The sequence below is a fragment of the Microcoleus sp. Pol12A5 genome, assembly GCF_036701435.1.
In the GTDB taxonomy this organism is placed as follows: Bacteria; Cyanobacteriota; Cyanobacteriia; order Cyanobacteriales; family Microcoleaceae; genus Microcoleus.
Window position 1 is genome coordinate 1 of sequence record NZ_JAUBQU010000275.1, and the last position, 1,697, is coordinate 1,697.

2 protein-coding genes are annotated in these 1,697 nt (G+C 49.3%); both read right to left on the reverse strand.

What is annotated here, in order from left to right:
- Positions 1–226 precede the first annotated feature (226 nt).
- Positions 227–955 carry a lysophospholipid acyltransferase family protein gene (locus QUA45_RS28685; RefSeq protein WP_333223323.1) on the reverse strand — a complete coding sequence of 243 codons (729 nt, stop codon included), beginning with the start codon at positions 953–955 and terminating at the stop codon, positions 227–229.
- Between the two features lie 283 nt (positions 956–1,238).
- The coding region (gene tadA, locus QUA45_RS28690) for a tRNA adenosine(34) deaminase TadA (RefSeq protein WP_445305359.1) at positions 1,239–1,697 on the reverse strand (459 nt) is incomplete at its 5' end.

A 1,697-nucleotide genomic window follows, 5' to 3' on the forward strand; every position in this document is an offset into this window, starting at 1 on the left:
GGATTACCTCGGAATGCAGGCACGCATCTCCACATTCTAAACTGACAATTTGACCAGGCTTAAAGTTCAAAGCACAACCCATTAATGCTCACACTTAATACAGACATAACAAAGCAGCCAAATAAGTGCTGCATCTCTCCAGAGCACCCTAAAACATTATATCATAATTCCTTCTTCCTTCTTCCCTCTTCCTTCTTCCTTCTTCCTTCTTCCTTCTTCCTTCTTCTCAACTTTCATCAAGCTTTTTAAGAGCCATTTCGAGCTCGGCTGTCAACAATCGTGCTTCTTTTTTACCACCGCCACCATTGGCATAATCCGCCACGGAAATCGGAGAACCGATCGCAATTTTTACATGAGAACCCCATTGAGGAATGCGGGGGCGATAGCGGATACTCATCGGTACAATTTTCACCCCCAAACCCGGTTTGCTCAACTCTGCTTGCATTGCCAAACGCGCCAATCCCGGCTTAATCGGGTGAACTTCGCCATCCTGAAAAATACCGCCTTCGGGAAAAATCACCAACATTTCCTTGTCGAGGAGTAGTTCCACCCCATAACGGAGACTGCCAATTGCCGGATGCTTGAGATCCACAGCAAACCCCCCCAAATGTCTGATGAACCAACCTTGCACTCCTTTGACCTCATCAGCAGTTACCATAAACCGCAAATCGCGTCCAGTCACCTTCTGTCCAGTTGAATAGGGCATCATCAGGGCATCCCACCGGGAGCGGTGCGTAGGGGCTAAGATGACAGGCCCGTCTTTCGGCAGGTGCTCCTGTCCGGTTATCTCAATCTTGCCAAAATGAAACGGTAGGACAACATAGTGACCTAGCGGATAGAGCAAGGAGGTTAACCAAGGAGAAACGCGAGAGGTATTAGATGCTACCTTGGCAGGCATTGGCTTCACTAGAGATGATTTACTGGACTCAACGGCGATCGTGGCGGTATGGGGCATAGCAATTAAGCTGCTTTCTCGAGATCTCAAGTCTAAAGTAAGTGATTGGACAAATCTTTAGTTTTTGGGTCGGGACACTTTTGCTATTGGCCTTGTACCGATCGAGCGATCGCGCCCGCAAGAGATAATCTCTAACAGGTAAAACCTCAGCCAACCGGACAGCAGTAATACAGAGTAGTCGGCCGCCTGGAAAGCTCGATCGGGCAATTACGGATCTATTATTCCAGCTAAAGGGTCAAGTTCGATTAAACATCGCCCAGAAGAGAGTAAAAAATTTTACCTGTTAATTTTTCCGGCGTGTTTCAAACCAGGAAATCAACTGATCGCGGCAAACAGACTCCATAATACCGCCGAGCACCTCCAAGCGGTGACACGAATGCGCGCTATCGGGAATATTAGCAGCAGTCCGAATCGTGCCAGTTTTCGGGTCATCTGCTCCGTATACCAGCAGACGAATTCGAGCTTGGACGATCGCACCAGCGCACATCGGGCAAGGCTCCAGCGTTACGTAGAGCGTGCATTGGTTAAGATGCCAGTCTTGCAAAACTTGGCCGGCCGCGCGCAAAGCCAAGATTTCAGCGTGAGCAGTCGGATCGCAGTCTCGTTCTCGCCGATTTTGCGCTTCGGCAATCAATTTGCCAGTACCGTCAACAATTGCAGCACCCACGGGTACTTCACCGGCATCACCGGCTGCTTGTGCCAACTCCACAGCCCTAGTCATCCAGCGTTTGTGAATAAAATA